Below are 21,790 nucleotides of genomic sequence, written 5' to 3'. Positions count from 1 at the left end.
CTCTTCATAGGGAATGCGGGATGTTTCGACGCCGGGGAATTCGCCGACCTTACCTTGAAGTCCAGTTCGGAAAAATCGTTCACGTTTCCTGGTTCGGCTCGATTCCTTCCTGCGAGACTGTGTCGTTCAAGGTTTTGTCTGTCAAAATGCCTGTTTCCAATCGGTTTTCGAAGATTTTCCGCTCCGGCGGCGGCCTTCCCTCCAGGGAGACTGCGGCGCTATGGTCCAGGCGATAGTTTTCCCATTTTTGGCAGCGTTTGAGAAAAGCTTCGCTCGCCGGACCTTTCACCAGCGCAGCATGTATCACATTTGACCGCCCTAATGCCAAATCCAATTGCTGGGATGTGAAGAGTTTGATTTGTGGAATTGGCTTTGTGGCTTGCGCGGCATTCATTTGCCGGCGCATGACTTGGCCGAGTTTGCGAATTCCATCTTCGCCACCGTCCACCGCATGGACGAGCATGGCGGCTGTTCCATTTTGCAGCAGGGCTTCGACCTTGCTGAATCCGCAGGTGACGAGACCGGCCTTGTTGGCGAGCGATAAAGCCTGGAGGCAGTCGCGTTCCAGGAGCAGGGCGATTTCCTCGCTGAGAGCCGGAGAAGTCTTGACCTGTGCCTTGAAACCTCGGGCGAAAGCCTGTTTGCGAACGGCTTCGGCGACGGCCCGGGCGGACGCCGTGACATAGACGCCGCGACCCGGAAGCTTGTAGCGGAGATCCGGCACGACCTCAGCCTGCGGCCCGACAACGAAGCGGATCATGGCTTCGGGTGTGCCCTTGGTTCGGGTCACGATACAGGTGCGCTCTGGTCCGTCCGCCGTATCGGCGTGCAAAACTTTCCCCAAGGATTTCTCCTGCTTTTCAAGTCTGTCTTCAATTCATCGGAAGCATCCGAACGAAAGTGGTGAACGATAGTGGGGCAACCTTGTGTGGCGTAAGCCACGCGTACCTTTACTGAAGCAAAGGTACGGCTGCCTTATTGCAAGGCCAGGCAAACCTTGACGGCTCGCCTGAAACCCCATTCCATCCGCGGCGCATCGCTTGGCGATTCAGCCGCACGAAAAGTTCAATATACCACCATCCCGAAGGATAATCTGGTACATTCTCGCAAATCATTGGAAGGAAATGATTTGCGAGAACGGAATCCGCAATCCCGGCGGCATTCGGGTATATTATACCAAGTCTTCCTAATCCCTGGCTGTCGGGATCAGAGCGGTCCGGCGGGAAGCCGCCGTCCTCCAGCCGCGGATGCCGAATCCCGGCGTCCTCCTCAGGGAGCTACGCTTGTCGAGATTTGGTATTCTGAAATATTCGGAGCAGAGACAAAAGTTTGCCTCATGCTCTAGAGCATCGGACTTTCAAATAAAATCCTGTCCGACGCTTTCTCTTTTCGAAAAAGCATCAAATTCCTCCGAAAAGTGGTAGTCGCTTTTCGGTTTGATACTCCAGTCAGTACCACGGGAAAATTCCGTCAGGTCCTCTGTAGAGCAAGAATCGAGCAATGTCCTAAAGCGACTTGCGTGGCGAAAACCACGATCAATTTTGCCGTTTCAAGGCAAAATCAATTGCTCAATTTCAAGTCTAAGCAAACTTTGGAATGTTTGCTTAGAGCGTTTCTGAATGACCCAGAAACGCTGAGCTCAAAAAATTAAAGCATTTTCAGGGTAATGGAACCGCCAAGCGATTCAGCATTATCGAAAAATGTTCTAATGCAGGCTCTGTTCGTGCGTTTCGGCGACGCTATCACCCTCGTCCTGCTCGTCGGTCTTGGGCATGGCGTCGATCCACCCGGCCTTTACACGCGCGCGCATGATAAGGTTTTCGGCTTCCTCGCGCGAGAGTTCGAATCCATCGAGGAAGCCCTGATGGCGCGTCGTTTCGCCATCCTTGCGTTCGGTCCAGCCGACGAGATCGTCGGTGGCGCATCCGGCGAGATCCTCGACGGTCTTCACGTCATTTTCACCGAATTTCACCAGCATGGCGTTGGTCACGCCATCAATGTCGAGGAGTTCGTCCGAGACGCCGAGTTCACGCCGACGCGCTTCATGTTCGGCCTCGATGCGGGCGAGATAGGCGTTGGCGCGTGCCTGAATCTCGATCGCCGTCTCTTCGTCGAACCCTTCGATCATGGCGAGTTCGCTCGGCTCGACAAAAGCCAATTCCTCGACGGAACGGAACCCTTCCGAGGCAAGCAATTGGCCGACCACCTCGTCGACATCGAGCGCGCTCATGAACATCGCCGTGCGCTCGGTGAATTCCTTCTGGCGGCGTGAAGATTCCTCTGCCTCGGTCAGGATGTCGATGTCCCAGCCGGTCAATTGGGATGCGAGGCGGACATTCTGGCCGCGGCGTCCAATCGCCAATGATAATTGGTCATCCGGCACGACAACTTCAATACGCGAGGAATCCTCATCGAGCACGACCTTGACCACTTCCGCCGGTTGCAAGGCGTTGACGATGAAGGTCGCGGCATCGGGAGACCAGGGAATGATATCGATCTTCTCGCCCTGTAATTCATTGACGACGGCCTGCACGCGCGAGCCGCGCATGCCGACGCAGGCGCCGACCGGATCAATCGACGCATCGCGCGAGATCACCGCGATTTTGGCGCGAGAACCGGGATCACGCGCGACCGCCTTGACCTCGATCACGCCGTCATAGATTTCCGGCACTTCCTGGCGGAACAATTTGGCCATGAATTGTGGATGGGTGCGCGAGAGAAAGATCTGCGGTCCACGCTGTTCGCGGCGCACGTCATAGACATAGGCGCGCACGCGGTCGCCGGGCCGGAACACCTCACGCGGGATCATCTCGTCGCGGCGGATGGTCGCTTCGCCGCGGCCAAGGTCGATGATGACATTGCCATATTCGACCCGTTTGACCACGCCATTGACGATATCGCCGATGCGGTCCTTGTATTCCTGATACTGGCGATCACGTTCGGCTTCGCGCACCTTCTGGACGATGACCTGTTTCGCCGATTGCGCGGCGATGCGGCCGAAGTCGAAGGGCGGCAAGGTTTCGGCGATCCAGTCGCCGATTTCGGCAGCGGGGTTCCGCTTGCGGGCCTCTGCGAGCGTGATCTCGACCGCGTCATTCTCGACATCTTCCACGACATGCAGCAGCCGCGAAAAACGGATTTCCCCGGTCTTGGGATTGATTTCGGCGCGCACCTCGGTCTCCTGACCGTAGCGCGAGCGCGCGGCTTTCTGGATCGCATCTTCCATGGAAGCGAGGACGATTTGCCGGTCGATCGATTTTTCGCGGGCCACCGCGTCGGCGATCTGCAGAAGCTCGAGCCTGTTGGCGCTCACAGCCATTGTCGTTTCTCCTATTTGGGCGCGGGCTTGCGGGATGCGTCGTGTGACGTGTCTTTTGGCGCTTTCGTTCCCCTCTCACCGTTCTGGTCCGCTCGCGTGGCGCGAGCCGGCTGCCGGGCGAGATCGCGCTGGCCGGTTTTGCTCTTCTTGAATTCCGTTCGGACGCCCGCGGGCACGAGTGGCTTGATTCTGCCGCCCGCAGGGGACGCCTTCGCCTCCGCCGGCGCACGATGTTGTGCGAAACGGCCGGGACCCCGCCGTGGCGGAGCAGGGGGAGCATCGGTTTCATCCCCGCCCATCTCATCGTCGCCTTCGTCTTCCCCGCCGCTTGCGGCTTGAGCCGCCTTGGCGGCGCGTAATGATTCCCGAATGAGCGCCTCGGTCAGTACCAGCCGGGCTTCATTGAGATCAGCGAGCGGGATGAGGACGCCGGGGTCTTCCTCGGGTTTCGCATCGGTCCGGGTCAGACGCAAAAGCCCTTTGCCGGTTCTGCCCGGTACCGTCTCGTCAACTGGAACCTCGATCGCCTCGATGAGCCCGCGGAAGCGCCGGCGTCCGTCAAGGCCGTTCTTGAGTTCGATCTTGGCTTCCTCGCCTCGCGCCCGCACGAAATCCGATAGACGGACCAGCGGCCGGTCGATGCCTGGAGAGGAGATTTCGAGATGATAGGCCTGTTTGATGACATCTTCGACATCGAGAACAGGCGACAGCGCTTCACTGGCCTGTTCGCAGGCATCGACATCCATCGTTCCGTCCGGCCGCTCGGCCATGATCTGCACGGTCGTTCCGTTCTGGCCGGAAATCTTCACACGCACGAGGCGCAGACCAAGATCAATGAGAACCGGAGCAGCGACGGCGGCGACTCGGGCGGCAATCCCCGTCTCCTCAATGAGGCGGGGCTCCCGCAAGGCCTGGCCGGCCTCGAAAAGAGGGGTTCCTCCGGCAGTGGCCGGAACGGAAGCCTGAACTTTATCGTCGAGTTCCAAACGCGGTAAATTCCCTGAAGGTAGTGTCATCTTCGATTGTTCGAACGGATGCCGAGTTTGCAACCGGCTTCCTGGTGAGCGGTCCCGTCCGTAATGCCACGGAGCGTTCACGCAGCTGGAACAGGCGGCATCGAATGGAGCCCAACACCATGCAGCGGTCCGGCAGGCTGTAGCGATCGGAGGCTTTCCCGGTTTCGCCCCATCTTCTGCGTGGCAAAAACCGAATTCCTCTCAGCACCGTCGGAACCGTCGAGGAATTTCGCCGGCTACGCCCGTGCTGCATTTGGGCTGATGCCCATTCTCCGTTCGTCGTTCCTACATTGGTTTCTCCGTCGGGAATGCCACCGCTTACGCGTTGGATACGACGGAAAAGGTTCTTGGACCTGTGAAGCCGACCTTTAATTATTTTAACGCACATTTTGTTTTTGGGCGACTGAAAAGCCGTCACATCATGGGCTTGTCGGAGGCAACCGGAACTGAGACCTCTCGATTTGTAGCGGGATGGATTCCAAGCCGCCGGACGTCACTTAAGAGCAGGAGGTCATAGGTCCCGCCTGCCACGAGATGGGCTTCTGTGCCACGGACACGAAATCCAAACGGCACGAGAAGAATGATGAGCATAAAAAAGAGCGGGTCCGGAAGAACCCACTCTGCAAAAGAGTCTGAAATGATCAAATTTACACATGCGATACTGATGAAGCAGAAATAGCGGCAAACCCTGCATGTTGCAAGGGGGGGTTCCCATCCCGTTGTTGAAGAGGCCGCGTTCAGTCCTGCGGCTTTAGTGAGCTCCGCGATCGAGCGCGCTCGATCGCTAAGGAAGCACTCCTCACCGCCTATGCCGTCCTTTCCTCGTGCGAAATTCGCGCTTTGTGCGGGGCTGGCACGAAGGAGATGGGGAAATACCGCCTGACTGGAGGTCAAGCGGGCGATGATGGGCCGCGCCGCCAGGGGTCTGCTTCAACCGGGAAGCGGCTTGCCGTGGCGCGATTTGCGGCTCATATTTTGAATTAACCTTTTTCGAGGTCCCCCCAGAGAGTTTTTCCAAGGTGTTTTTCCTGAGCAAACTTTTGCAGGTTTGCTTACACTCAAAACGTCAGGCAACCTTGATTGCGCTTTGCACGAGCACAATCGTTTGGGCTTGTGCTACTACGAAAGGGCGGCTTGGCGAGGGGGGCTTTTTGTAACCTCCGTCAAACGTGCAAATCCTACGTCGGGCAGACGGGCGGATGCCTTTGTCCTCGCGCAATGCGCCGCCGCTGCCCACGCCATCCAACTCCGGCCTTGAACCGGACGTTTTGGAGAGAATCGATGTTTATCCAGACTGAAGCCACGCCTAATCCCGCGACTTTGAAATTCCTGCCCGGGCGTCCCGTCATGCAGCTTGGCACGCTCGACATGCGTGATGTCGAGGGCGCGCGGCAATCGCCGCTCGCCGAAGCCCTTTTCGCGCTCGATGGCGTGAGCGGCGTGTTCTATGGCGCAGACTTCATTTCGGTCACGCAAAAGGACGCCGATTGGCAGGATCTGAAACCGGCCGTGCTCGGTGCGATCATGGAACATTATCTTTCCGGGGCGCCACTCCTGACGCCGGAGGCGGAACTCACGGCGCATGGCGACGGTGAGGAATTCTATGCCGAGGCCGATGCGGCGACCGTCGAGACGATCAAGCAGCTCATTGAATCCCATGTCCGCCCCGCCGTGGCCAAGGATGGCGGTGATATCAAATTTCGGGGCTTTCGTGACGGCACTGTCTATCTGGCGATGAAAGGATCATGCTCCGGCTGCCCGTCCTCCTCGGCGACCTTGCGGCATGGCGTTCAGAACCTCTTGAAACATTACGTCCCGGCGGTCGCGAGCGTCGAACAGATCTGAACCGTTGATCGGCGTGGAAACAAAGGATAGAGCGTTTCAGATATATCGGCCGTTTCCACGCCTTTTCCGCTGGTTTTTGCAAAACAAGGGTTCTTTTTGCGGGATATGCGCTAAACTTGCTGCACCCTCCGGAATCAGCCCTGAACTATCGGACACGAACTACGCAGCATGAAAATTCTCGCCATTGATACCGCGCTCCCTGCTGCTTCCGCTTGTGTCCTTGATGCCGACGATCTCGCGCCTGAATCCTTCGAATCGATTCCCATGGAGCGCGGTCATGCGGAAGCCTTGCTGCCACTGATCGACCGCGTGATGGCGCGGGTCGATGGCGGTTTCGCGGCCATCGACCGCGTTGCCGTGACTGTTGGTCCGGGCTCCTTCACCGGGCTTCGGGTCGGCATAGCGGCTGCGCGTGCCATCGGGCTCGCCTGCCGCGTTCCCGTCGTCGGTGTCTCGACGCTGGCGGCTCTGGCCGCACCGCTCATTCTCGCGGACGAGCCGGGAACCGTGGGTGTTGCGATCGATGCGCGGCACGGTCAGGTCTATTTCGCGGGTTTTGGTGGGGATGGGCGCGCCTATCTGGCGCCGCGCATCATGAGCGTGAAGGATGTCGCCCGCGCTCTCGGCAATGGTCCGGCACGGCTCGCAGGTTCTGGCGCGGCAGCCGTTGCCCAGGAGGCGCGAGCCAAGGGGTTGAATGTCGAGATTATCGGCAATAGCGTCGCGCCCGATATCGCCTATGTCGCCCGGCTCGGCCTGATCGCCGATCCCGCACATGCGCCGGCGCGTCCCGTCTATCTGAAGGCGGCCGATGCCAAGCCGCAACAATCGAAAACCGTGCCCCTCGCCGATCAGGCTGAGCAAACCCCCCCGGCGGAAGCGGCGCACCCTGCCGAATCGGCCACGGTCGACGAGCCCGATAAGCCCTCTAGCGAACCTGATAAAGTGGCGGATGCGGGGACCGATTAACGCGCCCGTCAGTTCTTCCGGGAGGGGACACAGAGCCGGCCATGATCTGGGCAAGGCTGGCTTCGCTGGATTGCCGCCCGCTGTGACCAGCGAACAGGAACCGCTTGGACAGCCATTTGGACGATCAACTCATCATTAGGCGTCTCGACAGGATGCACGCCTCCGCCTGCGCTGCCTTGCATGCGACGGGTTTTTTGCACCCTTGGGCGGAAGCCGAGTTCGAATCCCTGTTGCTGGCTCCGGAGGTTTGCGGAGGCGGTCTTTTTCTGCCGGATGCCATGGGACAATCCGTGCTTATCGGTTTCGTCCTGTCGCGCCATGCGGCCGATGAAGCCGAGATCCTGACCATCGTGATGGCACCATCCCATCGTGGGCGTGGCCATTCCAACGCCCTTCTGCAAGCGCATATCGAGGCCGTGGCGCATATTGGTGCCACCTGTCTGTTTCTTGAAGTCGATGTGGACAATGCGCCGGCGCGCGCCCTCTATGGCCGTCATGGCTTCGAAAAAGTCGGCGAACGCAAGGGCTATTACCGCAGGCCGGATGGCAGTCGGTCGACGGCGCTGGTTCTGCGCAGGAATTTCGTCTCCGCGCCGGACAGCGGGAAAAGCAAATGACAGGGGATGGATTGGACTGTTTGGGGAAATTGACATAAGATAATGCTAGCAAAGTGCTAATGCCGGAAAGAGGCTGAAACGGCAGTCGGAAACGGTAAAGGCATTGTTGCGCGGAAGGTGAGGGCGAGCCCGTTCAGGCAGGACTTCGTTGCTCCCCTACGCAGACTTGCAGTCAGGCTTGCGGGCAGCCTTGCCCAGGTAAGCCGGTGTTTCGAATTTCAGGCAGCATCGCGTTTGCTCCACAACAGCAAACGCGATCGTGGCTTCGTCACGTATGGCTGCTTAGGCAGGAAAGGCCCAAGGCGAAAGCGCGTGCAGAATAATGGCAAAGCCGAATTTTCGGCGATCGCGGGGATGGTGCCGGACGCGAATGATTCGCGGCGTGGCGATACCCATGAGCGGCAGAATGAGAGGCGAGAGGGAGGGCAGGCTGGCCGCATGTCGCCCGACCAGACCCTCGAGCCGGCGCGTGTGGCTTCCGGCAACAGCCGCAAGCTGTTCGTCAAATCCTATGGCTGCCAGATGAATGTCTATGACGCCTCGCGCATGGCTGATCTTCTGGCGCCGGAAGGCTATGACGAAACGACTGTCCCGGACGATGCCGATCTCATCATCCTGAACACTTGCCATATTCGTGAGCTCGCCTCGGAAAAGGTTTTTTCCGAACTCGGCAAGCTGCGCCTTTTGAAGGCGGCGCGGCAGTCAGAGGGCAAGCCACCGGTTCGGATCGTTGTCGCGGGCTGCGTCGCGCAGGCGGAGGGCGAGGAGATTCTCCGCCGCCAGAAGGCCGTCGATCTCGTCGTCGGACCGCAGACCTATCATCGTCTGCCCGATCTTCTCCGGCGCGTCGAGGGAAAACCGGGCCTCGTCGATACGGATTTTCCGGCCGAGGATAAATTCGATCATCTCGTTGCGCCCTCACCGGAAAAGACTGCCGTTCGCGGCGTGAGTGCCTTTGTGACCGTGCAGGAAGGCTGCGATAAATTCTGCAGTTTCTGCGTCGTTCCCTACACGCGCGGGGCCGAGGTCTCGCGGCCGGTCGAGGCTGTCCTTGCGGAAATTAAGGGGCTCGTCGCGGCCGGCGTGCGCGAGGTGACGTTGATTGGCCAGAACGTCAATGCCTATCATGGCTTTGATGCGGCAACAGGCGCATCCGCTTCGCTCGCGACCTTGATCGCCCGCGTCGCGGCTTTGCCGGAGCATGTGCGTATTCGCTACACCACGAGCCATCCAAACGATATGGGCGCCGATCTCATCGCGGCGCATAGCGATGTCGTGGCCTTGATGCCGTTTCTGCATCTGCCGGTTCAGGCGGGCTCGGACCGGATTCTCGCGGCGATGAACCGCCGTCACACGGCGCGTGACTATCTGGACCTCGTCGCATCCATTCGCGCGGCGCGACCGGATATCGCTTTATCCTCCGATTTCATCACCGGCTTTCCAGGCGAGACCGACGCCGATTTCGAGGCGACGCTGGCGCTTGTCGAGGAAGTGGGTTTCGCCAGCGCCTTTTCCTTCAAATATTCGCCGCGCCCCGGCACGCCCGGCGCCGACCGGTCCGATCAGGTTCCTGAGGATGTGAAGGCTTTGCGGCTTGCGAAGCTTCAGGTGATGCTCGAGGACCAGCGCCAGGCGTTCAACCGGGCGACGGTCGGGCGGGTGCTGCCTGTCCTGTTCGAGAAGCCCGGCCGGCATGCCGGGCAGATCGCGGGCAAATCACCCTATCTTCAGGCCGTTCATGTGGAAGGCCCGAATGTCTTGATCGGACGCGTCGTACCGGTTGAAATTCTCGAGGCCGGACCCAATTCTCTGCATGGAAGATTAATTCCGGGGCAGGACGCCACCGGAAGCAGGGATTGGGAGCAGGATATCAGGGGGCTCGACGCAGCAGTGGTGGAGGCATCGGTTTGAGAATTTCGGACCGGCCGGCTTCCTTTACGCGGGGTGACGCCAACCCGAGAAGCGATGGGCGACGGCCTGTTCCCCAGGGCACGGGGCAGGGTGCGGCTCAAGGCATGCCACAAGGAGCGCAGCAGGCAGGGCAGGTGGCCGAAGTCACGCTCGCCTTCGACGATAATCGCTATGCCCTTCTGGTTTTCGGTCATTACGACCAGAACATCGCTCAGGTGGAGCGCAGGCTCGGCGTCAGCGCCCATGCCAATGGTAATCACATCACGATCAAGGGACCGCGCGGTGCCTGCGAGCAGGCGCGTCATGTGTTCGAGATGCTTTACGAACGGGTCAAGCTTGGCCATCCGGTCACGCTTGGCGATGTCGATGGCGCCATTGAAGAAGAATGGGCACAGGGGAATCTTTTTCCCGGTGAATCCGAGACTGTCCGGCCGGGTTTCGAGCAGATCTCGATCCGCCGCCGCGGCGTCGTGCGCGCCCGCACGGAAGCGCAGGATCATTATCTGCGGACGCTCAAGCAATCCGAACTCGTCTTTGCCGAAGGACCTGCCGGAACGGGCAAGACCTGGCTCGCCGTAGCTTTCGCCGTCTCACTTCTGGAACAGGGCAGGGTAGACCGCCTGATCCTGTCGCGTCCGGCTGTCGAGGCCGGTGAGCGGCTCGGCTTTCTCCCCGGCGACATGCGCGACAAGGTCGACCCCTATCTGCGGCCGATTTTCGACGCGCTGAACGATTTCATGGATCCACGCCTGCTCGAACGCGGCCTGCAGACCGGCATGATCGAAGTCGCGCCGCTCGCCTTCATGCGCGGGCGCACCTTGAGCAATTCCTGCATCCTACTCGACGAGGCGCAAAATGCGACCTCGATCCAGATGAAGATGTTCCTCACCCGCCTCGGCGAAAATTCGCGCATGATCGTGACGGGGGACCCGACGCAGACCGATTTGCCGCCCGGACAAAAATCCGGCCTCAGCGAGGCGATCACGCTTCTGTCCTCGCTCGAAGGTATCGGTCATGTCGTGTTTCGGGAGGCCGATGTCGTGCGTCATGATCTCGTGCGCCGGATTGTCGGCGCTTATGAAGCCGCCGCGCGCGTCGAGACGGTGACGGAAAAAGGTTTTGGACGGAGATAGGAATCCGCGCGATCGGTTTGAATCGCTTGATTTTTGATGATGAGGCAGAGCTGGAGACGATGACATGGTGCCGCTGATCGAAATCGCGGTCGAAAGCCCGCGCTGGAGCGAGGCGGGAGGCGAGGGCGACGACCCCCTCAGTCTTGAAGGTCTCGCTGAAACGGTGATCGGCGCGGCTGTTGCCCGCACCGCGCCCGACTTGCATGAAGAGGCTGAAATCAGCCTGGTCTTTTGTGACGACGCCTTTATTCGAGGACTCAATCAGCAATGGCGCGGGCTGGACAAGCCCACGAATGTTCTCTCTTTTCCGACCGATGAGGCGTTGAGCGAGGCGCGCCTTTTGGGCGATGTCATTATCGCCTTTGAAACCACGGAGCGGGAAGCTCTGGAGGAGAGCAAGCCGTTTCGCGCGCATCTTTCCCATCTCATCATCCATGGTTTTCTGCATCTTCTCGGCTTCGATCATGAGACGCCCGAGGAAGCCGAAGAGATGGAAACGATGGAACGGGCGATCCTGGGGGATCTCGGCATAGCGGATCCCTATCAGGGCGCGCTTCTCGCCGAAGAGCAGCACGCGGCCGCTGTTGCGCCGGCGCGAGGCGAGAGCAAGGTTTGCGACCAGACGATCGAGGCGGCCGGCGAGAGATGAGCGAACGCGATACCTTTGCGGGCGAGGCGACCGCGCCTGAACGTTTGGCGCCACCCCGTCCCAATCTGATCGACCGGCTGCGCATTCTGTTCGGCCTCGGTGGACCGAGCATTCGGGATGATTTGCAGGACGCTTTGAGCGATACCGCCGGTGATACGGACATTTCACCGCAACAGCGCACGATGCTGAAGAATGTCCTCGCCATGCATGAAGTGCGTGTCGAGGACGTCATGGTGCCACGCACGGACATTATCGCTGTCTCTCTCGACACGAGCTTGGCCGAGGTTCTGGACACATTCCGCTCGGCCGGCCATTCGCGCCTGCCGGTGCATGGCGATACGCTCGATGATCCGCGTGGCATGGTGCATATCCGCGATTTCATCGATTACCTCGCGGGGCTTGCCCTGCCTGCGGCGGGAGAGAGCGGCGCGGGGGCGATCGCCGCCACGGCCATGCCGGTCTCCACCTTCGCGGGTCCCCATGCCCGCGACATCGGGACGACCACGCTTGCCGAGGCCAATATTCTGCGGCCGGTGCTTTTCGCGCCGCCCTCCATGCCGGCGCTCGACCTTCTCGTGAAAATGCAGGCGACACGCACGCATATGGCTCTGGTGATCGACGAATATGGTGGCACCGACGGCCTCGCCTCCATCGAGGATATCGTCGAGATGATCGTCGGCGATATCGAGGATGAGCATGATCTCGACGAGACGCCGAAGATCGAGGAGACGGAGGAGGGCGCCTTCATCATCGATGCCCGCGCCTATCTCGATGCCGTCAGCCTTGCGACGGGGATCGATTTCCAGGCGCTCGATATCAGCGAATCCTTTGATACGCTTGGAGGCCTTGTCACAGCCCTCATAGGCCATGTGCCGGCGCCTGGTGAAATCGTTGAAGAAGGACCGCTGACGTTCGAAATTCTTGAGGCTGACCGTCAGAAGATCGGCCGAGTCAAGATTTCCGGCGCGCCCGGTGCGCGAGCGGCGCTGACGCATGAAGGTGGCAAGGCCTGAGGCCCGTATGATCGGCAGGAGAGCGGAACCGCCAAAAATGGCGTGCAATCCCGCCGGTCGGCGGGTGACATGATCTTGGAACAAGCGACGGATTGCAGAAAATGCATCCGTCGCCTCATGAAGCCAATGGGGCAGGCGATATTCAAAGGGTGATGCTCAAGGAAAGCCGGATCAAGTGAACGCTATCGCGCAACAGGAGAGCCGCATGACATCCGGCGGAGGCTTGGCGCGACTTCTCGCGCTGGTGCTCTCGGTCAAGGGACGGCGGCGCGCGTTGCTGGCTTTTCTCGCGGGCGCCAGCGGCGCGGCGGCGATGGCGCCGCTGAATTTCTGGCCGGGTATGGTCTTTGCCATGAGCATGGGCCTGTTGCTGGTCGATGGGGCCGCCCCGCCCGCCACAGCAACCGCCGCGATGCGGAAAACCGCATACAAACGGGCTTTCTGGATCGGCTGGATTTGGGGCTTCGGCTATTTTCTCGCCGGCCTCTGGTGGCTCGGCGCCGCCTTTCTCGTGGAGGCGGAGGATTTCGCCTGGGCTTTGCCGCTTGGTGTCATCGGCGTGCCGATGGGCCTTGCTCTATTTCCGGCTTTTGGTTTTGCCTTCGCGCGGTTTCTATGGACGCCGGGGCCTGGTAGGCTTTTCGCTTTCGCGGCCGGGCTTGGCGCTTCGGAATGGTTGCGCGGCCATGTGCTGACGGGTTTTCCATGGAATGCGTATGGCATGGTGCTCGGTGGGCATCTCGCCCCGGCACAGGCGGCCGCATTGATTGGTGGCGAGGGACTGACGATCCTCACCATTCTTCTTTGCGCCGCGCCGGCTTTGTCGTTCCCGGGCAATCCGTGGAACGGTGGCGCAAGAAGCCGCAAAGCGTTGCTCACGCCGCTCGCCGCTGCTCTTTGCGGCGTGGCGACACTCGTGGGCTTCGGCCTGTTACGGCTCGAAAGCCATCCCACCCATTATACCGAGGGTGTCGAACTCGCGATCCTGCAACCGAACGAACAGCAGGGGCCGAGTTTTTCGCCGGAGAACAAGGACGCCATCATCGGCCATTATCTCGCTTTGTCGCAGCCGGTCTTCGACGCGGCGCGGAGCGATAGCAAGGCGCGGCTCCTGATCTGGCCGGAATCGGCCTTTCCCTTCATCCTCTCGCGGGATCGCGATGCTCTTCTGCGCATCGGCGGCCATCTCACCCCCGATCTCTGGCTGGCGACGGGGGCGGCGCGCCTCGATACTGATGACAAGGAACGGCGTTATTTCAATGCGCTTCAGGTGATTGGCGAAGGCGGCCTCATCATCGATAATTACGACAAGGTCCATCTTGTCCCCTTCGGTGAATATTTGCCGCTGGACGGTTTGCTGCGCCGGCTGGGCCTGCATAATTTCGTTCACGTTCCGGGTGGTTTTACCGCTGGAGAGGCGCGGATGAGACCGCTTTTCGTCCCTAATCTTCCGCTCGCGGCTCCGCTCATCTGTTATGAGGCGATCTTTCCCGGAACAATTGTTCCCATTCAGGTACCCTCTGCGGAACGTCCCGGTTTCATGCTGAATGTCACCGACGATGTCTGGTTCGGGCATACGGCCGGCCCTTATCAGCATTTTGAACAGGCGCGGTTGCGGACGATAGAAGAGGGGCTCCCCCTTGTGCGCGGCGCCAATACCGGCATTTCGGCGATTGTTGACCCGGTCGGCCGGATCGTCGCCTCCTTGCCGCTCGGGGCCGAGGGATTGCTGCGGGGGCCTCTGCCAGAGCCAATCGCGCCGCCGCTTTATGGCCGCCATCCGGGTCTTATGCCGGTGCTGGTCTGGCTGTTCGTCCTTGGCGTGGCCTATGGCCTGCGTCCCTGGCGGAAACGTCCGCTGGAAACGATGGGCGCTTAACATACCACTATTCCAAAGGGATAAGGGTGTACCCCGCAATGCCCGTGGAATTCGGGTATACCAAGTCCTATTGATCCCAACCTGTCGGGATCAATGAGGTCCGGCGCGGAGCATCGATCGCCGGACTTCGCAATTGTTCAGAAGCTATCGTCTCCGGCGGAGTTTTCGCAAAACTATCCGGCCGAATGGATTGGCGTGGCGGTGAAATGAAAAGCGGAGACCGCTTTGCGGGACGATGCAACGCGCTTGCAGAATTAGAGAATGGTGTCGATTTGACAGGGGGGAGCCAGAGGGTTCGCCAAGCGATTCGAAACACATTGAAAACGTTCTAATTTCCAAAGTGGAGTAGTTCCGGTATTCGAGCGCGCCGTCGAAGCAGATTTTTACGAACGGCAATGGCGTTGGCGCGCGGTTCCGGCCAGATTTGGTGGAGTGAATTGATCAAGGTTGAAACCTTTTGATCCACTGAGGAATTAATTCCGACAGCAGTTTCACTTCGAATAGAATCTCGGCCTTATTGAAGAGGCTTGAAAATGCTCTAGTTTCTTAAGTGGAATTGTTTCGAAACAACAGAGTTTCTGATGATCTCTGATGCGTTCTGGGATGGTAGCTGAGGATGTCCTACCTAGGATAACGGACAAACGTGTTATAAAACGTCATGAAAAATTATCCAATTCGGCAGGGAGGCGAGCATGAGCAGTTCTTTGTAAGCTCCTGCGTATTGAAATTTTTCCCCATCACAAGCCATAGTTTATACAGGCATACGATTTCTTTCATTAGACTAGGGGCTGTGAAAGAGATTATATAACTATTATTAGATGTCCCAATACAGAGACATACGGGCCTCGTGCATGGTCAATTCAACCAGTTGTGTATGCAGCTTTTACTTGTTCAACTTTAGCGTACATAATGCAAAACATCGGATGGTCAAGCTGAAACAGATCCGATACTATCGTTTTGATGGATGAGGTCTCATTGATTCCATAATGTTCTGACTGCTTTGCGCAGGCGATCGGGCGTCGTTTCCACAAAATCGGTTCGGCCTCCTCGTAGACGGGCAGCAGGTCCGCTCATCGAACAATTCCCTAGAGTGAGAAGTGACGAATTTCGTGCGCGTGCGCGTATGTTCGTGAGAAGGGTCATAAGTGCGTGAAAAAAATTCCCAACCCGATCGATTGCCATGTGGGTGGCAAGGTCCGCATGCGGCGGGTCATGTTGGGCATGAGCCAGGAAAAATTGGGAGAGGCACTGGGTCTGACCTTTCAGCAGGTGCAAAAATATGAAAAGGGCACCAATCGAATAGGCGCGAGCCGTCTGCAGCAGATTTCGCGCATTCTCGATGTTCCCCCAGCTTTCTTCTTCGAAGGGGCTCCTGCCTTCGAGGGAATGCCGCGTGCCGACACGACGCCGGCGCAAGAGGAAGGATCACCTTCCTATGTGACGGAATTTCTCTCCACTCCCGAGGGATTGAACCTCAATCTGGCATTTCGCCGGATCAAGGATCCGAAAATCCGCAAGAGAATTGTCGAGCTTGTCATGACGCTCGCCGGAGACGACGAGCAGACGGCGGGGGGAAGCGCCGGGAGTTGATGCGTCCTCGCGTATAGGCCGGTTTTGGGGACCTGCGCCTAAAGATAGAACTCCGACACAGTCCCGCATAAACGCAGGCATGATGCTGCCTCGTGTCCTTCGTCTTTTGTCCAAACCTTGCCGCGTCCTTGATCTTCCTCCTGATTTCTTCCTTGGCTTCACCTGCTGCATTGGCTCTGACCGGGGCCGTTTCAATGTGACGTGGGCGCAACAATCAGTTTCTGCGCGTTCTCTATAACGAACGAATTGATGGAATCGGCTTGACCAAACGAACGAATTACCAGACAGTGCCGGCCATTAAAGTCATCTCTGGCGCAGCAGAGTTGAGGAGAAATCTGGGTGGCACGCGCAAATTATCTTTTCACCAGTGAATCGGTGTCCGAAGGTCATCCCGACAAGGTATGCGACCGTATTTCGGACGAGATCGTCGATCTTTTCTTTCGTGAGGGGGAAAAGGCGGGAATCGATCCCTATCAGATCCGCGTCGCCTGTGAGAATTTGGCGACCACCAATCGTCTGGTAATTGCCGGTGAGGTACGCGGCCCGCAACTGTCCGAAGAACAGATCATCGAAACAGCGCGTAATGCAATCAAGGATATCGGTTACGAACAGGCGGGATTCCATTGGCAGAATGTCGATGTCGAGGTCTTGCTGCATGCACAATCCGCCGATATCGCACAGGGTGTGGATTCCGCCGGCAACAAGGATGAAGGTGCTGGTGATCAGGGTATTATGTTTGGCTATGCCTGCCGTGAAACACCCGAATTGATGCCGGCGCCGATTTATTATTCCCATAAGATTCTGGAAGTCCTCTCCGCCGCCCGCAAGAACAAGATCGGCGACGCTGCCAAGCTCGGTCCCGATGCGAAAAGCCAGGTCACTGTTCGTTATGTGAATGGCAAGCCGGTCGGCGTAACCCAGATCGTTCTGTCGACGCAGCATGTCGATGAGACCTTGTCCTCGGAAGATGTTCGGGCGATCGTCGAACCCTTTATCCGCAAGACCTTGCCGGAAGGCTGGATCACCGAGGAGACGGTCTGGCACGTCAATCCGACCGGTAAATTCGTGATCGGGGGTCCGGATGGGGACTGCGGCCTGACCGGCCGTAAAATCATCGTGGATACTTATGGTGGTGCGGCACCCCATGGCGGTGGCGCTTTTTCCGGCAAGGATCCGACCAAGGTTGACCGGTCGGCGGCCTATGCCGCGCGTTATCTCGCCAAGAATGTCGTTGCTGCGGGCCTTGCCGAGCGTGTCACGATCCAGCTCGCCTATGCCATTGGCGTTGCTGAACCTTTGTCGGTCTATGTCGATACGCATGGCACCGGAACCGTGGCCGAGGAAAAGCTCGAAGCTGTGCTGCCTACGCTCATGAGGCTCTCGCCCCGCGGCATCCGCGAACATCTCCAGCTCAACAGGCCGATCTATGCGCGGACCTCGGCCTATGGCCATTTCGGCCGGGCGCCGGAAGCTGACGGGGGCTTTTCCTGGGAGCGGACCGACCTCGTGGACAAGTTGAAGGCCGCAATCGCCTGAGGCATTTTCGTCGATTTCCATGCCAATTGTCATGAACGAAGATGAGACGCCACCCGCTTCCGGATCGGAAGCGGGTGCTATATTTGAGACGACCCTTTACGGTCGCCGGCGCGGTAAAAGACTGCGGTCCTATCATTCCGCCTTGATGCGGGACCGATTGCCGGATTTCGCATTCGACGCTTCGCATCCGATCCAACGGATCGAGGATGCCTTTCCGCATGCGCCGAAGGACATCTGGCTGGAAATCGGTTTCGGCGGCGGCGAACATCTGGCCGCCGTCGCAGCGCAGCATCCGGAACGGGGTTTCATCGGCTGCGAGGCTTTCCACAATGGCGTCGCCAAAATGCTGGCGCTGATCGAAGCGGATGCCTTGAGCAACATTCGCCTTTTCGAAGGCGATGCCCGCAAGGTTCTCGATGTGCTGCCGGCGCAGAGTCTCGCCGGCATATATTTGCTCTATCCAGATCCCTGGCCGAAGCGGCGCCAGCGCAAGCGCCGTTTCATTTCGGATGCGATGCTGGAAAGTCTCGCCCGTGTGCTGCGGCCGGAGGCGCCTTTATGTTTCGCGACCGATATCGACGATTATGCCGGCTGGACATTGGCGCGTATTCTTCGCTCGCCCTTTTTCGATTGGCCGGTGCAGGAAGCGGTTCAGTGGCGTAAACCCTGGGAAGGGTGGAGCGGCACACGCTATGAGGCCAAGGCCGTGCAGTTCGGGCATCATCTCGCTTATTATACTTTCTTGCGCAAACGGCTGGCTGAAGGGATCGTCTGTGGATCAGCTGCCGCCGAGGCATGATCTCTCGCATCTCATACGAGATAAAAAATAATTATATAGCGAATCGCGATTCCGGGGTAAGGTTATTTTACCTTAGCTCTTCGCCTTGGCATCACACGGCTTTTATCGTTCGAGCTGCGCATCGATCGAGATCGTAGGGTGCAAGGCGATCGTAGCTCTTGCGGGAGCTGTCGCGTGTCTGTTTCGCCTTTGCCCGTCCCCAGCGTTCCGGGTCAGATGGCACCGGCTTATTTTCCGGTGCCGCATCGTGGCGCGGCCTTCCCCGGCCTGGAACCCTCTGGCGAGCAGGCGGCTCTGCCGGTGGAGCTCGGTTTTCTGGCCGGAGCGGGGGTGCCACTTGGGCATCTCATCGAGGCTGGACGGCACGCGCGTGATCAGAATGTTGCCCCGGAGCGGGCGCTCTTCGCGATGGGGATGATCGACGAGGTCTTCTATTATCAGGCGCTCGCGGCTCATCTCGATCTCGCCTTTGTCCGCGGTCCCGTGCGGCTTGCCGAGGATTTGCGTTATCCGCGTGACCTTTATGCGGGATATGCGCGGCTTGACGCGGATCAGGATGATCCCGGCGGCAGTCGTGGTTTCCCGCCTCGCCCGGTGGTGCCCGACTGTTTTCTCGCGGCGCCGCGTGACATGTTCCTGCGCGAATTGCTGGAGATTGGACCGCGCCACATGGATGCGGTGCCGCGCCTGCTTTTGACGACACCCGCGCATTTTTCCTATCTCGTGCGCCGGGCGGCCTCTTTGCAGATCGGACTCGAGGCGAGTTTCGGACTCTCCGATTTTGACCCGGACCTTTCGGCGAGAACGATGCCTCTCCAGCAAGCGACATTACGCAGGCTGATCGCGCCGCCAATTGCCGCCGGTGGTTTTGGCCTCAAAATCGTCGCCTGCGGATTTGCCGCCTCCTTTTGTCTTGCCGTGTTGTTTTTCGGCTTGCTGCTCATGCGTCTCGCCGCGGCCGCAACGAGCCTTGGCCTGCGTCCCCTCTGGCGTCCGGTCCTCGCCGATGCGGTCCTGCCATTTTATTCGATCGTCATAGCCTTGCATCGCGAGGCGCGCGTCGTGCCGCAGCTTGTCGATGCCCTGGAGCGTATCGACTATCCTGCAGCCAAGCTCGAGATCAAGCTCGTCATCGAGGCTGATGATGAGGAGACTCTTCGGGCCTTGCGGGCCGTCGATCTCTCGCCGCGTTATGAAATCATTGTCGCCCCGCGTGGCGCACCCCGCACCAAGCCGCGGGCGTTGAATGTCGCCTTGCCGCTGCTGCGCGGTGTCTTCGTAACGGTCTTCGACGCCGAGGATGAACCCGATCCCCTCCAGCTCCGGCATGCGGCGGAACGTTTTCTGGCCAGTCCGCGCCGGCTCGCCTGCCTGCAGGCGCGGCTCGTTATCGACAATATTGAGGATTCCTGGCTCACCCGCCTTTTCGCCATCGAATATGCAATTCTGTTCGATGTCCTGCTTGAAGGCATGTCGGAACTGCGCCTGCCGCTGCCGCTCGGCGGCACGTCCAATCATTTCCGCACTGATGTGCTGCGGGCCGTCCGTGGATGGGATGCCTGGAACGTCACCGAGGATGCCGATCTCGGCATGCGTCTCGCCCGCCATGATTACCGGGCGGCGACCCTCGCTTCAGACACTTTGGAGGAGGCGCCGGCCCATCTCGACGCCTGGTTTTCGCAGCGCCGGCGTTGGCTCAAGGGCTGGATGCAGACCGCTCTCGTGCTGATGCGTGATCCGCGCCGGCTTCTCGCCGAGTTGGGGCCGCGGCAGGGGGTTGCGCTTGTGTTGTTGCTTGTCGGCCTCGTTCTTGCGCCCCCGCTCTGGCCAGTTTTCACCATCATTGCCCTTGTCGAATGGATAGGCAATGGCCCGCCGCATCCGGAAAACTGGATTGATATCGCCGCCGCCACGCTGTTTCTTGCCGTCGCCTTTCTGGGCGTTCTTTCGACAGTCTGGATCAGCTGGCTCGGCGCGCGCCGTCGGCGTCTTGAGGGTTTCTGGATTCTACTGCCTCTGCTCCTGCCCTATAATCTTTTAATTTCCTTCGCCGCATGGGCGGCGCTTTATGATCTTTTGCTGCGGCCGTTTCATTGGCGCAAGACGGAACACGGACTTGCAAGACGCCGTATGTCGCGCCGCTATACCTCAGGCGAACTCGCCAAATGCGAAAAACACGAGCGCTTCGTGTGATCAATTCGGTGAGCTCCGGAGTCACCGGCTTGGGAGTCACCGGCTTGTTGATGGTTATGCCAAAGGGAGACGAGGCAGACTCATTGTCTTTTGGCCTTTGTGACTGCCGGACGGTGGCCTCCGACCAAGTCTTCTTGTCGCGTGAAACAGAGTCCGGTAGGGATAGGGAATAATCGCTGTCCGGCCTCTGTAATGTTGACGACTTTCAGTATCGTTTCCCCCGTTTTTGCGCTTATTCTTGCTGGATGGGTGGCGCGAAGGCTTGGCGTTCTTGGTTTACACGCGACGACAGAGTTGAACAGATTCGTCGCCTTTTTGGCGCTTCCCGCGCTTCTTTTCGATATTACAGCGCATGCTCATTGGTGTGACATCTGGCAGCCGGGATTCATTGCTGCCTTTGGCCTTGCCAATCTGCTCATTTTCGGCGCGATCCTGCTTTTGCGTCTGCGCGGGTGTCCGCTCGCGGATGCGGCGATCGACGGGTTGAATGCAGCCTATGGAAACACCGGCTATATTGGCTTTCCTCTCGCCATGGTTGCTTTCGGCGCCGCCGCAATGCCGCTCGCGCTGACCGCGGCAATGATCACGATCTGTTTCACCTTCGCCCTCGCCATCATTTTCATTGAAATCGACTTACAGAGTGAACAGCGCCCGGCTCATCTCGTGATGAAGGTCGGTGGAACACTCATGCGTAATCCATTGCTCGTCGCGCCTGTGCTCGGCGCCTGTTTTCCGCTGACTGGGGCGAGCCCACCGGCCTCCGCCGATACATTTCTGAAATTGCTTGGTGGTGCCGCTTCACCTTGCGCGCTTGTCGCCCTCGGTCTGTTCCTCGCCGAACCGAGACAATCGGTCGCGCGCGATAGGAAGGTGATGGTTGCCCTCGTCCTGACCAAACTGGTTGCCCAGCCAGTGCTTGCCTTTGTGTTGGCTGGTCCGGTTTTCGGCCTGTCGCCGCTTTCGACCCAGGTCGCCGTTCTGTTTGCCGCCTTGCCGACAGGAACTGGGTCGTTCATGCTGGCGAAAGTCTATGAACGCGAGGTGGGGACGATATCCGACGTCGTTCTTGTGTCGACGATCGTTTCCATCGGGACTCTTTCGCTTTATCTCGCGGCCATTGCGCCAGTGAGCGCGCCATGAGCCGAAGAGCTCAACAAATGGCGTGGATTGCGAGCCGTTTGCGCCCCGGAGCCTCATGTTGCTGGTCGCAAGCTTGCATGATGGCTCTTTGCAAGGGCCTTTCCGCCCTATAAGGATGGGTCTCGGGTCAGGATGAGGACCGGTACCGTTGGGCCGGTCTTGTCCGATGCCAAACCCGGTG

Annotated in this window: 16 protein-coding genes; 13 read left to right on the top strand and 3 right to left on the bottom strand. The window is 59.1% G+C overall.

The features are described from left to right. Positions 1-79 precede the first annotated feature (79 nt). The 3 genes from DL88_RS08410 to rimP form a co-directional block, all read right to left on the bottom strand. Positions 80-844, bottom strand: a complete 765-nt coding sequence (locus DL88_RS08410) for an RNA-binding protein (protein ID WP_051955753.1) — start codon at positions 842-844, stop codon at positions 80-82. 861 nt (positions 845-1,705) lie between these two features. Then, positions 1,706-3,319 carry a transcription termination factor NusA gene (gene nusA, locus DL88_RS08405; protein ID WP_034994591.1) on the bottom strand — a complete coding sequence of 538 codons (1,614 nt, stop codon included), beginning with the start codon at positions 3,317-3,319 and terminating at the stop codon, positions 1,706-1,708. Between the two features lie 11 nt (positions 3,320-3,330). Further along, entirely contained in the window at positions 3,331-4,335 is a 1,005-nt protein-coding gene (rimP, locus tag DL88_RS08400; RefSeq protein WP_084705065.1) for a ribosome maturation factor RimP, read from the bottom strand. Between the two features lie 1,281 nt (positions 4,336-5,616). On the opposite strand from rimP, the gene DL88_RS08390 reads away from it, so the two are divergent. The 13 genes from DL88_RS08390 to DL88_RS08330 all read left to right on the top strand — a co-directional run bounded on the left by DL88_RS08390 (position 5,617) and on the right by DL88_RS08330 (position 21,609). After that, positions 5,617-6,180, top strand: a complete 564-nt coding sequence (locus DL88_RS08390; RefSeq protein ID WP_034994587.1) for a NifU family protein — start codon at positions 5,617-5,619, stop codon at positions 6,178-6,180. A gap of 168 nt (positions 6,181-6,348) precedes the next feature. Continuing rightward, positions 6,349-7,149 carry a tRNA (adenosine(37)-N6)-threonylcarbamoyltransferase complex dimerization subunit type 1 TsaB gene (tsaB, locus tag DL88_RS08385; protein WP_245270703.1) on the top strand — a complete coding sequence of 267 codons (801 nt, stop codon included), beginning with the start codon at positions 6,349-6,351 and terminating at the stop codon, positions 7,147-7,149. A 116-nt stretch (positions 7,150-7,265) separates the two neighbouring features. Then, positions 7,266-7,766 carry a GNAT family N-acetyltransferase gene (locus DL88_RS08380; protein ID WP_034994724.1) on the top strand — a complete coding sequence of 167 codons (501 nt, stop codon included), beginning with the start codon at positions 7,266-7,268 and terminating at the stop codon, positions 7,764-7,766. 438 nt (positions 7,767-8,204) lie between these two features. Further along, entirely contained in the window at positions 8,205-9,677 is a 1,473-nt protein-coding gene (miaB, locus tag DL88_RS08375) for a tRNA (N6-isopentenyl adenosine(37)-C2)-methylthiotransferase MiaB (RefSeq protein WP_084705064.1), read from the top strand. Positions 9,678-9,781: 104 nt separating this feature from the next. Continuing rightward, positions 9,782-10,810 carry a PhoH family protein gene (locus tag DL88_RS08370; protein WP_034994585.1) on the top strand — a complete coding sequence of 343 codons (1,029 nt, stop codon included), beginning with the start codon at positions 9,782-9,784 and terminating at the stop codon, positions 10,808-10,810. A 64-nt stretch (positions 10,811-10,874) separates the two neighbouring features. After that, a complete protein-coding gene (gene ybeY, locus DL88_RS08365) occupies positions 10,875-11,459 on the top strand; it encodes an rRNA maturation RNase YbeY (RefSeq protein WP_051955752.1) in 585 nt (194 codons plus the stop codon). Beyond that, the gene (locus DL88_RS08360; protein ID WP_034994583.1) at positions 11,456-12,472 is read left to right on the top strand and encodes a hemolysin family protein; all 1,017 of its coding nucleotides are present in this window, start codon (positions 11,456-11,458) and stop codon (positions 12,470-12,472) included. Before ybeY ends, DL88_RS08360 begins: the two co-directional genes overlap by 4 nt. 205 nt (positions 12,473-12,677) lie before the next feature. After that, positions 12,678-14,351: an apolipoprotein N-acyltransferase gene (gene lnt, locus DL88_RS08355; protein ID WP_034994720.1), complete on the top strand. Its 1,674-nt coding sequence runs from the start codon at positions 12,678-12,680 to the stop codon at positions 14,349-14,351. 1,149 nt (positions 14,352-15,500) lie between these two features. Then, positions 15,501-15,941 (top strand): helix-turn-helix domain-containing protein, encoded by a 441-nt coding sequence (locus tag DL88_RS08350; RefSeq protein ID WP_034994582.1) that lies wholly within the window; start codon positions 15,501-15,503, stop codon positions 15,939-15,941. 339 nt (positions 15,942-16,280) lie between these two features. Continuing rightward, entirely contained in the window at positions 16,281-17,477 is a 1,197-nt protein-coding gene (metK, locus tag DL88_RS08345) for a methionine adenosyltransferase (protein ID WP_034994580.1), read from the top strand. Positions 17,478-17,508: 31 nt separating this feature from the next. Beyond that, positions 17,509-18,276: a tRNA (guanosine(46)-N7)-methyltransferase TrmB gene (gene trmB / locus DL88_RS08340; RefSeq protein WP_051955765.1), complete on the top strand. Its 768-nt coding sequence runs from the start codon at positions 17,509-17,511 to the stop codon at positions 18,274-18,276. Between the two features lie 174 nt (positions 18,277-18,450). Continuing rightward, positions 18,451-20,469, top strand: coding sequence for a glycosyltransferase (locus tag DL88_RS08335; protein ID WP_156971003.1), 2,019 nt, complete (start codon positions 18,451-18,453; stop codon positions 20,467-20,469). A 192-nt stretch (positions 20,470-20,661) separates the two neighbouring features. Beyond that, positions 20,662-21,609: an AEC family transporter gene (locus DL88_RS08330; RefSeq protein WP_034994578.1), complete on the top strand. Its 948-nt coding sequence runs from the start codon at positions 20,662-20,664 to the stop codon at positions 21,607-21,609. Positions 21,610-21,790 lie beyond the last annotated feature (181 nt).

It is taken from the genome of Beijerinckia mobilis (assembly GCF_000745425.1).
GTDB classification, from domain to species: Bacteria; Pseudomonadota; Alphaproteobacteria; order Rhizobiales; family Beijerinckiaceae; genus Beijerinckia; species Beijerinckia mobilis.
This window is presented reverse-complemented; position numbering and strand designations above follow the sequence as displayed.

Excerpts from the sequence above, each read along its gene's own strand:
- tsaB (WP_245270703.1), top strand. The coding sequence starts at position 6,349 with ATGAAAATTCTCGCCATTGATACCGCGCTCCCTGCTGCTTCCGCTTGT.
- trmB (WP_051955765.1), top strand. The coding sequence starts at position 17,509 with ATGAACGAAGATGAGACGCCACCCGCTTCCGGATCGGAAGCGGGTGCT.
- DL88_RS08390 (WP_034994587.1), top strand. The coding sequence starts at position 5,617 with ATGTTTATCCAGACTGAAGCCACGCCTAATCCCGCGACTTTGAAATTC.
- DL88_RS08360 (WP_034994583.1), top strand. The coding sequence starts at position 11,456 with ATGAGCGAACGCGATACCTTTGCGGGCGAGGCGACCGCGCCTGAACGT.
- lnt (WP_034994720.1), top strand. The coding sequence starts at position 12,678 with ATGACATCCGGCGGAGGCTTGGCGCGACTTCTCGCGCTGGTGCTCTCG.
- rimP (WP_084705065.1), bottom strand. The coding sequence starts at position 4,335 with ATGACACTACCTTCAGGGAATTTACCGCGTTTGGAACTCGACGATAAA.
- ybeY (WP_051955752.1), top strand. The coding sequence starts at position 10,875 with ATGGTGCCGCTGATCGAAATCGCGGTCGAAAGCCCGCGCTGGAGCGAG.
- DL88_RS08330 (WP_034994578.1), top strand. The coding sequence starts at position 20,662 with ATGTTGACGACTTTCAGTATCGTTTCCCCCGTTTTTGCGCTTATTCTT.
- DL88_RS08370 (WP_034994585.1), top strand. The coding sequence starts at position 9,782 with ATGCCACAAGGAGCGCAGCAGGCAGGGCAGGTGGCCGAAGTCACGCTC.
- nusA (WP_034994591.1), bottom strand. The coding sequence starts at position 3,319 with ATGGCTGTGAGCGCCAACAGGCTCGAGCTTCTGCAGATCGCCGACGCG.
- miaB (WP_084705064.1), top strand. The coding sequence starts at position 8,205 with ATGTCGCCCGACCAGACCCTCGAGCCGGCGCGTGTGGCTTCCGGCAAC.